The 12,310-nt window shown below is 60.2% G+C and carries 8 protein-coding genes; 6 read left to right on the forward strand and 2 right to left on the reverse strand.

Annotation, left to right across the window (positions count from 1 at the left end):
• Positions 1-2: 2 nt before the first annotated feature.
• Entirely contained in the window at positions 3-3,083 is a 3,081-nt protein-coding gene (locus QD336_RS10405) for a helicase-related protein (RefSeq protein ID WP_499170660.1), read from the reverse strand.
• 457 nt (positions 3,084-3,540) lie between these two features.
• Complete coding sequence (locus tag QD336_RS10410; protein WP_499170551.1) at positions 3,541-4,755, reverse strand: ubiquinone biosynthesis hydroxylase; 1,215 nt, start codon at positions 4,753-4,755, stop codon at positions 3,541-3,543.
• Between the two features lie 86 nt (positions 4,756-4,841).
• Between QD336_RS10410 and tesB the strand changes: the two genes are divergently transcribed.
• The 6 genes from tesB to QD336_RS10440 all read left to right on the forward strand — a co-directional run bounded on the left by tesB (position 4,842) and on the right by QD336_RS10440 (position 12,290).
• On the forward strand, positions 4,842-5,726 hold the full coding sequence (gene tesB, locus QD336_RS10415) for an acyl-CoA thioesterase II (RefSeq protein WP_499170552.1): 885 nt from the start codon (positions 4,842-4,844) through the stop codon (positions 5,724-5,726).
• A 212-nt stretch (positions 5,727-5,938) separates the two neighbouring features.
• Positions 5,939-6,289, forward strand: a complete 351-nt coding sequence (locus QD336_RS10420; RefSeq protein ID WP_269347210.1) for a P-II family nitrogen regulator — start codon at positions 5,939-5,941, stop codon at positions 6,287-6,289.
• 29 nt (positions 6,290-6,318) lie between these two features.
• Positions 6,319-7,668, forward strand: coding sequence for an ammonium transporter (locus QD336_RS10425; RefSeq protein ID WP_499170553.1), 1,350 nt, complete (start codon positions 6,319-6,321; stop codon positions 7,666-7,668).
• 216 nt (positions 7,669-7,884) lie between these two features.
• Positions 7,885-10,551: an FtsK/SpoIIIE family DNA translocase gene (locus QD336_RS10430; protein ID WP_499170554.1), complete on the forward strand. Its 2,667-nt coding sequence runs from the start codon at positions 7,885-7,887 to the stop codon at positions 10,549-10,551.
• A 49-nt stretch (positions 10,552-10,600) separates the two neighbouring features.
• On the forward strand, positions 10,601-11,326 hold the full coding sequence (locus QD336_RS10435; RefSeq protein WP_269347205.1) for an outer membrane lipoprotein carrier protein LolA: 726 nt from the start codon (positions 10,601-10,603) through the stop codon (positions 11,324-11,326).
• A 160-nt stretch (positions 11,327-11,486) separates the two neighbouring features.
• Positions 11,487-12,290, forward strand: a complete 804-nt coding sequence (locus QD336_RS10440; protein ID WP_499170556.1) for an exodeoxyribonuclease III — start codon at positions 11,487-11,489, stop codon at positions 12,288-12,290.
• The last annotated feature ends 20 nt before the right edge of the window (positions 12,291-12,310 follow it).

Raw genomic sequence — 12,310 nt, forward strand, 5'->3', positions numbered from 1 at the left:
GCTTACTTCTTCAGCTGCTCCTTGAGCGCAGCGAGCTTTGCGAAAGGCGAATCCGGATCCATCGGCTTCTCTTTGCGCGGCGGCTTGGCTTCGAATCGCTGCTGACCCTGCGGCTTTCCGCCACGGTCGTTGCGTTCCGGCCGGTCCTTGCGCTCCCCGCGATCATGACGATCATTGTTGCGGTTGTTGCCGCGATCGGGACGACCACCGTCACGCTTACGCTCGCCATCGCCACCGCGATTGGCCGCTTCGCGATTTGCACCGTCACGATTGTCGCGACGGCCTTCACCACGACGCTCACCCTGCTCACGTGCACCTTCACGACCCTGACCGCGATGGCCAGGGCGACGGTTTTCGCCACGCTGATTTTCGTTGCGGCCACCCGGGCGCCACAGAAGAACGGGCTTCGGCTCGGAAGGCTCAGCACCTTCGGCAGAAGCGGTCTCGCTTGCGGCAACCTCTTCACCGGCAGCTTCCGCAACCGGAGCCTCGGAAGCTTCGCCTTCAGCGGCAGCAACCGTTTCGGCCTGCTGCTCTTCGGAAGCGGGCTCGTCCTGCTCGGTCTCGGCGCTTTCGTCTTCGCCCGTCACCGCTTCTGCGACGGCAGGAGCGGCAGCACCAGCCTGGCTCGCGAGGAAGGCCTGCGCCTCCTCGGCCGTTACCTGATCGGCACGGTAACCGAGGCCCTTGAGAATTTCTTCCATGTCATCGAGCGTTGCGCCAAGAATGGAAAGCATGGCGGTCGTCGTCGTGAAACGGCGGCCGTCATAAGCACCTTCCGGGCGCGGCTGCTGGCCGGGTTTCCACTGAAGTAGCGGACGGATGAGATCGGCCAGACGCTCGAGAATGTCGATACGCACAGCGCGCTTTCCGAGGAAACGGAAACCCGCAAGCTTGTAGAACATCCGCTCGAAGCTCGCATCTGTCACGACCGAGGTGCGGCCTGCGGCCAGCACCGGAATGAGATCGCCATAACCCGGCTTGCCGAGGCCATCATTCTTCAGCGCCCAAAGCAGCGTGACGAGCTCCGCCGGAGCGGGCTTCAGAAGCGCGGGCAGGAAGACATGATAGGCGCCGAAACGCACACCATAGCGGCGCATGGAAGCGCGCGCATCCTGATCAAGCGACTTCACGTCCTCGGCAACGTCGCGACGGAACAGGACGCCAAGATTTTCGACGAGCTGGAACGCCAGCCCCTTCGCCAGACCCTGAAGGTCTTCGGCGCGGGAAATGTCATCCAGCGGCTTCAGCACGGTCGCGATCTGGTGGTTGACGAAACGCTCGATCCGCGCAAGCGCGTGATCACGGGCATTGCCGTTCAGCTGCTCGTCGGCAAGCAGGATCACCCGCGGCTTCATGATGTTGTCGCCGGCCGAAAGGCGGGCAACCGGCTCGCCCAACCAGCGCACCAGACCATCGGAGCTCAAAGCGAGATCGCCATTTCCACTGGCATGCAGACGCGCGGCACGCGCCTCGAATTCGAGCGCAAGCGCCTTCTGCGCTGCAGCCTGCACGGCCTTCTGATCCGGCCCTTCCATTCCCGGCACCGGTGTGAACCGGAACCCGGCCAATTGGCCGACGTGATGGCCTTCTACGAAGACATCACCATTTACACTGATTTCAGCTTCAAGCATCGCATTCTCTCTCAGGCGCCTCATGAGCACAGATGTCCTGCGATCAACAAAGCGTTTCGTCAACCTTTCATGTAGCGCATCGGACAATCGATCCTCGATTTCCCGAGTCTTTTCTTGCCAGTGTGTCGGATCGGCAAGCCATCCTGGGCGGTTCGATACATAAGTCCATGTTCTGATCTGCGCAATCCTCGCAGACAAGGTATCGATCTCTCCATCCGTGCGGTCGGCGCGGCGCACCTGCTCGGCCATGAAATCCTCGTTCACCGCCCCGCGCTTGACGAGGTCGAAATAAAGCGTGGAAATCAGATCGGCGTGCTGTGCGGGGGCGATGCGGCGATAATCGGGCAGCGCGCAGGCCTCCCAGAGTTTTTCTACCCGCGCATCCGTCGTCGTCACGTCGATGATCTCGGGGTAGCGCGACAGATATTCCAGCGCCTGCTGGTCGATGGCCGGCAGGGCGCGCGAAAGCCCCTGGATCGTCGGGGCGGCATCAAGGCTCGTGCGCAGATTGGCGATGGAGGAAAAATCGAAGTTTTTCGTCCGCCATTGCAGAACCTTCACCGCATCGAACTGATGGGTTTCTATCCGCTCCACCAACTCGTCGTCGAACGGATCGACGCGACCCGTCACGCCGAATGTGCCGTCGCGAAGATGACGGCCGGCGCGGCCGGCGATCTGGCCGATCTCGCCCGGATTGAGATTGCGGAACTGGTAACCGTCGAATTTGCGGTCCTGCGCGAAGGCGACGTGATCGACATCGAGGTTGAGGCCCATGCCGATGGCGTCCGTCGCCACCAGATATTCGACGTCGCCCGATTGATAAAGCCCGACCTGCGCATTGCGCGTGCGCGGCGAAAGCGCGCCGAGCACCACCGCCGCTCCACCGCGCTGGCGGCGCACCAGTTCGGCGATGGCATAAACCTCGTCTGCGGAAAAGGCGACGATCGCCGTGCGCTGCGGCAGGCGGGTGATCTTCTTCTGGCCGGCATAAAAAAGCTGCGACAGGCGCGGCCGCTCCACCACGGTTATTCCGGGCAACAGCTTTTCAAGGATCGGGCGCATCGTGCCCGCCCCCAGAAGCAGCGTCTCTTCCCGCCCACGCAGATGCAGCACCCGGTCGGTAAAGATATGACCGCGCTCAAGATCACCGGCCAATTGCACCTCGTCGATGGCGACGAAAGCGGCAGTCGTCTCGCGCGGCATGGCTTCCACGGTGCAGACGGAATATTTGGCCTTGGGCGGCGCGATTTTTTCTTCGCCGGTGATCAGCGCCACATTCGGCGCCCCCACCTTCTCGACCAGACGGGTATAGACCTCCCGCGCCAGAAGACGCAGCGGCAGGCCAATGACACCGCTGCCATGCGCGACCATACGCTCGATCGCGTAATGGGTCTTGCCGGTATTGGTGGGGCCGAGAACGGCCGTGACACCGCGGCCGCTCAGGATCATGGGGCGAAAATTCAACGTAGTATCCGCGAATCGACTTCATCTGCTTGTCGTACCGCCAATCATCACAGATGCGGGCCGCACGCACCACACATGGCAATGCCCGCCGACAAAGGCAATAGGCCTCACCCGTAAAGTAGCGGAGGAGGATTTCGCAGACGAATTTTCCGTTCATATTCAGTGACTTGAAGGTTCAAAAAGAATCCGGCGAAAATGGAATCGATTCGGCTGCGGAACAGTCTGCGAACGAATCGAATACGAATCGCTGACTCAGCCTGATTCCGCTTTTGTTCTCCGCAATATCTGGTTGGAGAAGCCATACCTCATACCAGATTGTGAATCCGGGTAAGTCATTGCCCGGATTCAGCTTTCCGTGACCGGCAAAAGACAGAGAATGCCCCAACAGCCTGTCAAGCGACAATCGTCAGGAGACCTCTCCACCGCCCGGCGAAGGGTCAGGTCAGAGCGCCTCCCCGGCAAGAAGGCGCGGCGCGTTCGCATCTGTCGTGCCGGCGGCCTGGCCGATGAAATAGGATTTGAGACCCGGCAAACGATCCACCACGCCCAGACCGAAATCGCGCATGATGCGGATGGGTCCGACATCGTTGGAGAAAAGCCGGTTCAGCACATCCGTCGTCACACCCATGCGCAGCGTGTCGAAACGACGCCAGGACTGATACCGCTCAAGAACGTTGAGAGAGCCGATATCGAGACCGAGACGGTCGGCCTCGACCACGGTTTCGGCGAGCGCCGCCACATCCTTGAAGCCGAGATTGAGGCCCTGTCCGGAAATCGGATGGATACCGTGCGCCGCATCACCCGCAAGCGCAAACCGTGGCGCAACGAAGGAGCGCGCCAGTGTCAGACCGAGCGGAAAGGCGCGGCGGGGACCAACCGGGCGGACGGGACCGAGCTTGTGGCCGAACCGGCGCTCCAGCTCTTCCTCGAATACCAGATCGTCGGAGGCGGCCAGCCTTTCGGCGTCGGCCGTGCGTTCGGTCCAGACGAGCGAGGAACGGTTTCCCTTGAGCGGCAGAATGGCGAAGGGGCCGGAGGGCAGGAAATGTTCTTCAGCACAGCCCTCATGCGGTCGCTCATGCTCGACCGTGGTGACGATGCCGGACTGGTCGTAATCCCAGCGCACGGTCTTGATGCCGGCCATGTCCCTGAGCGCCGAGCGAACCCCGTCACAGGCAATGAGCAGCCGCGTTTCGAGCGACGAGCCGTCCGAAAGGCCAATGGCCGTCAATTGCGGCCCTGCGGTAAAGCCTGAAACGCTGAGACCATGGCGCATTTCGACACCGAGGCGCTCGCACAGGCCACGCAAGGCACCCACCAGAGCGACGTTCGGAACCATATGGGCAAAAGGCCTGCCCGCTTCCACCGCGCCATCGAAGGTCAGGAACACCGGGCGAACCGGATCGGCGGTCTTCGAATCGGTAACGATCATCTTGTGGATCGGCTGAGCCTCGGGCTCGATCTCGTTCCATATGCCGAAGACATCGAGCATGCGCGTGGCCGCGGCAATGATGGCGGAGGCGCGCATATCCTTCTTCCAGACGTCCTCGGGAGCGGCCTCGACCACCTGCACATCAAGGTGCGGGGCCGCCTGCTTAATTGCGACAGCAACGGAAAGACCGACATATCCGCCACCTGCGACCACCACGTCCAGCATCGCGCTTCTCCTCAAATCTTGTGCACGCATCGTCGGCGCACTATAGACCATGTGACGTCTTCCTACAGCCGGAGCAGGCCGAAAAAATGTCGCATCCCTCGCAAACGTCAGACCCGATGGCCAATCTCATCGCCACGCTCAATCTCGAAAAGCTGGAAGAGAACCTGTTCCGCGGGGAAAGCCCGCAGATCGGCTGGCAGCGGGTTTTTGGCGGCCAGGTCATCGCACAGGCCCTGATCGCCGCACAAAGAACCGTGGATGACGACCGTTTCGTGCATTCATTGCATGCCTATTTCATGCGCCCCGGCGATCCGCTGGTGCCTATCGTCTACCAGGTGGAGCGTATCCGCGACGGCGCAAGTTTCTGCACCCGCCGCGTGGTCGCCATCCAGCACGGCAAGGCGATTTTTTCCATGTCGGCGTCATTTCAGATCTTCGAGGACGGCTTCGACCATCAGATCAAGATGCCTGATGTGACGCCGCCCGAAAAATTGATGAGCGAGGAGCAGATGCAGGCGGCCTTCCTCGCCAAGGCGCCCGCTTCCATCCGCAAATACTGGAGCAACAAGCGGCCTATCGAGATAAGGCCGGTTTCGCTGACCCATTATATCTCGAAGGAAAAGCTGGAGCCGCAGCAGGATATCTGGGTCCGCGCCGTTGGCGACGTGCCGAACGATCCGCGTCTGCAATCGGCCATTCTCGCCTATCTTTCCGATATGACGCTGCTCGACACCTCGCTCTACGCCCATGGCACGACCATCTTCGATCCATCCATTCAGGTGGCGAGCCTCGATCACGCCATGTGGTTCCACCGCCCCTGCCGGCTGGACGACTGGTTGCTTTACACGCAGGACAGCCCCAGTGCATCCGGCGCGCGCGGCCTGACCCGTGGCAATATTTTCACCAGACAGGGTGAACTGGTCGCCTCCGTCGCGCAGGAGGGTCTGATCCGCAAAAGGGCAAATGATTAAATAATGTGCTTTTTCTAAAAATCGCACATTTTATGGACGCTTTTTTTGGCGACAAATGCCCCTTTTTCAGACGTCCGTCATATAAGTTTTATATTTCAATAAGTTACGTGCACATCCAAAACTGGCACGCCCTTTGAATGTATGTCCGCAGTCGCTGTTACTGATCTGCCAGCGGCAAGGAGAGTCGGCTCCGTGCCGAGGACAAACAAAGGATGGGAAACCAGATGAAAATTGTGATGGCCATTATCAAGCCGTTCAAGCTGGATGAAGTGCGCGAAGCGCTTACCGGCGTCGGCATCCAGGGCCTGACCGTGACCGAGGTAAAGGGTTACGGACGCCAGAAGGGGCATACCGAGATTTATCGCGGCACGGAATATGCGGTGAGCTTCCTTCCCAAGCTGAAGATCGAGATCGCGGTTCCGTCCGACGTCGTCGACAAGGCCATCGAGGCGATCGCGTCTGCGGCAAAGACCGGGCAGATCGGTGACGGCAAGATCTTCGTCTACTCTATCGAACAGGCCGTGCGCATCCGTACCGGCGAAACCAACACAGAAGCGCTTTAAAGCACGGCTGACAGGGGAGTTTTCAAACTATGCAACTCAACAAGTTTTTGACGCTCGGCAAGCTGGGCGCCGCAGCGACGGCCCTGATGGCCCCGGCCATCGCCTTTGCCCAGGACGCAGCGCCGGCAGTGGCGGCAGCGGCTCCTGTTCCGGAAAAAGCCGACACCGCCTTCATGTATGTCGCGACCATCCTCGTGCTGTTCATGATCATTCCCGGCCTGGCGCTGTTTTACGGCGGCCTGGTCCGCACCAAGAACATGCTCTCCGTTCTCATGCAGTGCACGGTCATCGGCGCGGTCATGATGCTCGTCTGGGTCATCTACGGCTACTCCTTCGCCTTCGGCGGCGGCACCGGCCCCTATTTCGGTGGCTTCGGCAAGCTGTTCCTGTCGGGCGTTTCGCTTGACAGCACCTCCGCGACTTTCTCGCAGGGTGTCGTGATCTACGAATACACCTTCATCGCCTTCCAGATGACCTTTGCGGCCATCACCCCGGCCCTGATCATCGGTGCTTTTGCAGAACGCGTGAAGTTCTCCGCGGTCATCCTGTTCACCATCCTGTGGGCCACCTTCGTTTATTTCCCGATCGCACACATGGTCTGGGATGCAAACGGCCTGATCTTCGGCATGGGCGCTCTCGACTTCGCCGGCGGCACCGTCGTTCACATCAATGCCGGTATCGCTGGCCTGATCGGTGCGATCATGGTTGGCAAGCGCACCGGCTTCGGCAAGGACATGATGGCTCCCCACTCCATGACGCTGACGCTGGTTGGTGCGGCCATGCTGTGGTTCGGCTGGTTCGGCTTCAACGCCGGTTCCAACCTCGAGGCATCGGGTGGTGCGGTTCTCGCAACCATGAACACCTTCCTCGCAACCGCTGCAGCCATCGTTTCCTGGTCGCTGGTTGAAAGCTTCACCCGCGGCAAGGCCTCCATGCTGGGCGCCGCCTCGGGCATGATCGCCGGCCTCGTCGCCGTCACGCCTGCTGCCGGCTCCGTCGGCCCGATGGGTGCGATCGTTCTCGGTCTCATCGTTTCGCCGATCTGCTACTTCTTCGTCTCCGTGGTGAAGAACAAGTTCGGTTATGACGATACTGCCGACGTCTTCGGCGTCCACGGCATCGGTGGCATCATCGGCGCACTCGGCACCGGCATCTTCACCTCGCCGCTGCTTGGCGGCACCGGCAAGGCCGATTTCTCCATCGCCTCGCAGGTCTGGACCCAGTTCGTTGCCGTCGCCATCACCATCGTCTGGTGCGCCGTCGTCTCGGCTATCCTCTATAAAATCGTCGACGTGATCGTTGGTCTTCGGGTCCCGGTCGAAGCCGAACGCGAAGGTCTCGACCTCGCAACCCACGGCGAAGCCGCTTACCACTCCTGATATCAGGAAAAGGGGTTCTCCATCCCCTCTCCCGCAAGAAGGCCCGCTCCGGCGGGCCTTTTTCTTTGCCGCAAATCCGTGCTCAGCCTCAAAAAGCCGCATGGTTAACACGACATTAACCAGCAAGCGGTTAGTTTTCCCTGTCAATCCGGGATCAGGTCACCCTGCCGGATCTTGCCGAAACCACAAAACAACGGGTTCAGGGACATGGGCAGAATGCATTCTCCGACATTCGATGGTCGTCACACGCGCTTCGTGTTGACGGCGTTTTTCGTGCGTCAGATCATGGCTCTTGCCGGTTTCGCTCTTTTGGCCACGATAGCACTGGGGATTGCCGCGCTCGCCACATGGAATGTGGCGGATCCGAGCCTCTCCTACGCCACGGGCAACCAGCCCACCAATCTTCTGGGTTACAGCGGCGCGATCTTCGCCGATATCGTGATGCAGTTCCTCGGGCTTTCCGCAATCATCGCATTCCTGCCCATCATCGCCTGGGCAATCGCGCTCATCGCCGGACGCAAGTTCAATCGCATACCCGCCCGCCTCGTCGCATGGGTTGCGGGCGCCATCGTCTGCGCCGCCTCGCTCGGCTGTTTTCCGGCACCCGTCACGTGGCCCCTGCCGAACGGCATCGGTGGCGTCATCGGTGACATGATCCTGCGCTTTCCCGCGCTTTTCATCGGCGCTTACCCCACCGGCACAGTCGCCACCGTGCTCGGCGTCATATTCGCGGCTCCCGCCGCCTGGCTGATGCTGTTCGCTGCCGGTATTATCGGTGGCCTAGACGACGAGCTGGAGCGGGAAGAAGTTGTCCCGGTCGCCACCAGCAAAGCCCGCGCTGCCCGTGAAGCCGAAGAGGATGATGAGGACGATGGTGAAGGTTTCTTCGCCAACATGCTCGCCTTCGGCGCTCTGACGCATTATTGGTACATCACCCAGGCGCGTTTCCGCCGCCTGTTCGGCCTTAAGTCGAAATCCCTGCATGAGGAATTCGAACACCCCTACGACTTCAACGAATATGAATTCGGCACGCTGAACGAACCATCGCGCCTGAAGACCGCGATCAATCGTCTCGACCAGCGCGCAGAACCGTCTTTCGAAGAGCGTGCCGCATCGCGCCGACAGATGTCGCCGCCCTCCATCGCGCTCGATCATGACGACGACATGGATGACGAGCCGTCTTTTGACGCAGACGGACGCAACCTGCCGAACGGCATTCTTTCCGACGACGAATCCGACCAGAGATTTACCGCCAGACAAGCCCCGGGACGCGGGCAGACCAAAATTACCGCGCCTTCCGCGCGACCGAAACCAAGCGAGCGCGTGGCAAGAGAGGCGCAGGCCTCCTTCATCGCCGCCGACGGTTTCCAGCTGCCCACCGTCCATCTTCTGGCCGAGCCGAAGAATGTCGTGCGTGACAACATGCTGAGCGAGGAAGTGCTGGAGCAGAATGCCCGCCTTCTGGAAGGCGTTCTCGAGGATTTCGGGGTCAAGGGCGAAATCATTCACGTCCGCCCCGGCCCGGTCGTGACACTTTACGAGCTGGAGCCGGCGCCCGGTATCAAATCCTCACGCGTCATCGGCCTTGCGGATGACATAGCCCGCTCCATGAGCGCGATCGCCGCCCGCGTCGCCGTCGTTCCCGGCCGCAATGCCATCGGCATCGAACTGCCGAACCAGACGCGCGAAACCGTATTCCTGCGGGAACTGATCGGCAGCCGCGACTTCGAAAACAGCAAGGCCAAGCTTGCCATGGCGCTCGGCAAGACCATCGGCGGCGAACCCGTCATCGCCGATCTCGCCAAGATGCCGCATCTACTGGTCGCCGGCACCACCGGTTCCGGTAAATCCGTCGCCATCAACACCATGATCCTGTCCCTGCTTTACCGCATGTCGCCGGAACAGTGCCGCCTGATCATGATCGATCCAAAAATGCTGGAACTGTCGATCTATGACGGCATTCCGCATCTGCTTTCCCCTGTCGTCACCGATCCGAAAAAGGCCGTCGTGGCCCTGAAATGGACGGTGCGCGAGATGGAAGAGCGTTACAAGAAGATGTCGAAGATCGGCGTGCGCAACATTGACGGCTTCAACAGCCGCGTGCAGCAGGCGCTGGACAAGGGCGAAATCCTCACCCGCACGGTGCAGACCGGCTTCGACCGTCAGACCGGCGAGGCGATCTACGAAACGGAAGAATTCGATCTGAAGCCCCTGCCCTATATCGTCGTCATCATCGACGAAATGGCCGACCTGATGATGGTGGCCGGCAAGGACATCGAAGGCGCGGTGCAGCGTCTGGCACAGATGGCGCGTGCCGCCGGCATCCACGTCATCATGGCCACCCAGCGGCCGTCCGTCGACGTGATCACCGGCACCATCAAGGCCAACTTCCCGACCCGCATTTCCTTCCAGGTCACGTCGAAGATCGACAGCCGCACCATCCTTGGAGAACAGGGCGCCGAACAGCTGCTCGGCATGGGCGACATGCTCTATATGGCAGGCGGCGGACGCATCCAGCGCGTGCACGGCCCCTTCGTCTCCGACAATGAAGTTGAAGAGATCGTCGCTTATCTGAAAACACAAGGCGCGCCGGAATATCTGGAAGCCATTACCGAAGAAGACGACGAGGACGGTGCTGGCGGCGGCCCGGTCGGCGGCGGCAGCTTCTCCGATTCCGAAGACCCCTACGATCAGGCCGTGGCCGTAGTGCTTCGCGATGGTAAAGCCTCCACCTCCTATGTGCAGCGGCGCCTCGGCATCGGCTACAACCGCGCCGCCTCGCTGATCGAACGCATGGAGCAGGAGGGCATTATCGGCCCCGCCAATCATGCCGGAAAACGCGAAATCCTCGTACCGACAGAAGCAGACATCATCGAGCGATAGAGCCGCAACCAAGCGGGGCCGAGAAGCGTTATTACACGCTTTCAACGTCATGAAGCCGCCGCCTTTTATGCGGACAATCGCTGCGATGAAGGAGAACAGAATGAACGACCTCACCACCGGCGAAACGGCCAATGCAAACGCGGCGCAGAGCGGCGTGACGCGACGTGGCGTGCTGACGGCATTTTCCATGGCTGCGGTGATCGCCGGCCTCGCGCCGCTCGATGCATTCGCCCAGGCAGCCGGCAATACCGCAACCGCGCAGAAAATCGCCAACCACTTCTCTTCGGTCAAAACCATGATGGGAGAATTCGTGCAGTTCGGCCCGCGCGGTGAGCAGACCGGCGGCAAATTCTACATCGAACGCCCCGGCAAGCTTCGCTTCAATTATGAAGACCCCTCGCCCATGCGCGTCATCGCCGATGGCAAGAATGTCGTCATCGGCAATATGAAGCTGAAGACATGGGATCTTTATCCGCTGTCAAAGACCCCGCTCAGCCTGCTTCTGTCCGACAAGATCGATCTCGGCAACCAGAAGGTCCGGGACGTGAAGGAAGAATCCGACCTGACCACCATCGTGCTCGGCGACAAGAGTGTGTTCGGCGATTCCACCATTACCCTGATGTTTGATCCGAAAACCTTCGATCTGCGGCAATGGACCACGACTGATGCCCAGAACAAGGACACGACCGTCATGATCTTCAACGTCCAGACCGGCGTGAACCTCGATGAGCGTGTCTTCAACATCAACTACGAAGAAGTCCGCAAAGGCGGCTGAGGCTTCAAGCCCGGGAAACGCTTCGAAAGGCGGCCTTACGGCCGCCTTTTTCATTTTGCCGCTAAAATACATTCCCGTTTTCGTCACGATGTTATAAGCCTGCGCCCCGGAAACTTGCCGCGAACCATGCGGTTCAAGGCCGTAAAAGCGGAGCACATGCATGTCGTTTTCGATAACCACCTGGAACATCAATTCCGTAAGGCTCAGAATGCCGATCGTCGAACAGTTTCTGGTGCGTTACAAACCCGACATTCTCTGCCTGCAGGAAACGAAATGTCCGAATGGCGAGTTTCCGATGAAGCCGCTGAAGGCGCTGGGCTACGAACACGTCATCATCCACGGCCAGAAGGGCTATCACGGCGTCGCCATCGCCTCGAAAATTCCGCTGACCGAAGATCACCGGCAGGACTATTGCGGTGTGGGTGACGCGCGGCACATTTCCGCGATTTTCCAGGTCGGATCGCGCCGCGTGCGGCTGCATAATTTCTACGTTCCGGCCGGCGGCGACGAGCCGGATCGGTCGATCAACCCGAAATTCGGCCACAAGCTCGATTTCATCGAGGAGATGAAGGCGCTACGCGCCGATGGCGCACCCGGCACCTCGTCCATTCTCGTTGGTGATCTCAACATCGCGCCGCTTGAAAACGACGTCTGGTCACATAAGCAACTTCTGAAGATCGTCAGCCATACGCCTATCGAAACCGAAGGCATGCTGGACATCATGAAGAAGGGCAACTGGCTCGATCTGATGCGCCTGAACGTACCGGAAACGGAAAAGATCTATACTTGGTGGAGCTACCGCGCCAAGGATTGGGAAGCGGCTGATCGCGGCCGTCGCCTCGACCATATCTGGTCGTCTCAGGATCTCGGTTCCTCGCTCGAAAAAATCGACATATTGCGCGAGGCCCGCGGCTGGAACCGGCCGTCGGACCATGTTCCGGTCACGGCCCATTTCCGTTTCTGAAGAATGGGGGTTTGACTGGC

The sequence above is a fragment of the Rhizobium sp. BR 250 genome, from assembly GCF_047445855.1.
In the GTDB taxonomy this organism is placed as follows: Bacteria; Pseudomonadota; Alphaproteobacteria; order Rhizobiales; family Rhizobiaceae; genus Agrobacterium; species Agrobacterium tumefaciens_I.

What these genes read in the sequence shown, in the direction of transcription:
- QD336_RS10405 (WP_499170660.1), bottom strand. Translation starts at nt 3,083, where the DNA reads ATGATCCTGAGCGGCCGCGGTGTCACGGCCGTTCTCGGCCCCACCAAT.
- QD336_RS10410 (WP_499170551.1), bottom strand. Translation starts at nt 4,755, where the DNA reads ATGCTGGACGTGGTGGTCGCAGGTGGCGGATATGTCGGTCTTTCCGTT.
- tesB (WP_499170552.1), top strand. Translation starts at nt 4,842, where the DNA reads ATGTCGCATCCCTCGCAAACGTCAGACCCGATGGCCAATCTCATCGCC.
- QD336_RS10420 (WP_269347210.1), top strand. Translation starts at nt 5,939, where the DNA reads ATGGGAAACCAGATGAAAATTGTGATGGCCATTATCAAGCCGTTCAAG.
- QD336_RS10425 (WP_499170553.1), top strand. Translation starts at nt 6,319, where the DNA reads ATGCAACTCAACAAGTTTTTGACGCTCGGCAAGCTGGGCGCCGCAGCG.
- QD336_RS10430 (WP_499170554.1), top strand. Translation starts at nt 7,885, where the DNA reads ATGCATTCTCCGACATTCGATGGTCGTCACACGCGCTTCGTGTTGACG.
- QD336_RS10435 (WP_269347205.1), top strand. Translation starts at nt 10,601, where the DNA reads ATGAAGCCGCCGCCTTTTATGCGGACAATCGCTGCGATGAAGGAGAAC.
- QD336_RS10440 (WP_499170556.1), top strand. Translation starts at nt 11,487, where the DNA reads ATGTCGTTTTCGATAACCACCTGGAACATCAATTCCGTAAGGCTCAGA.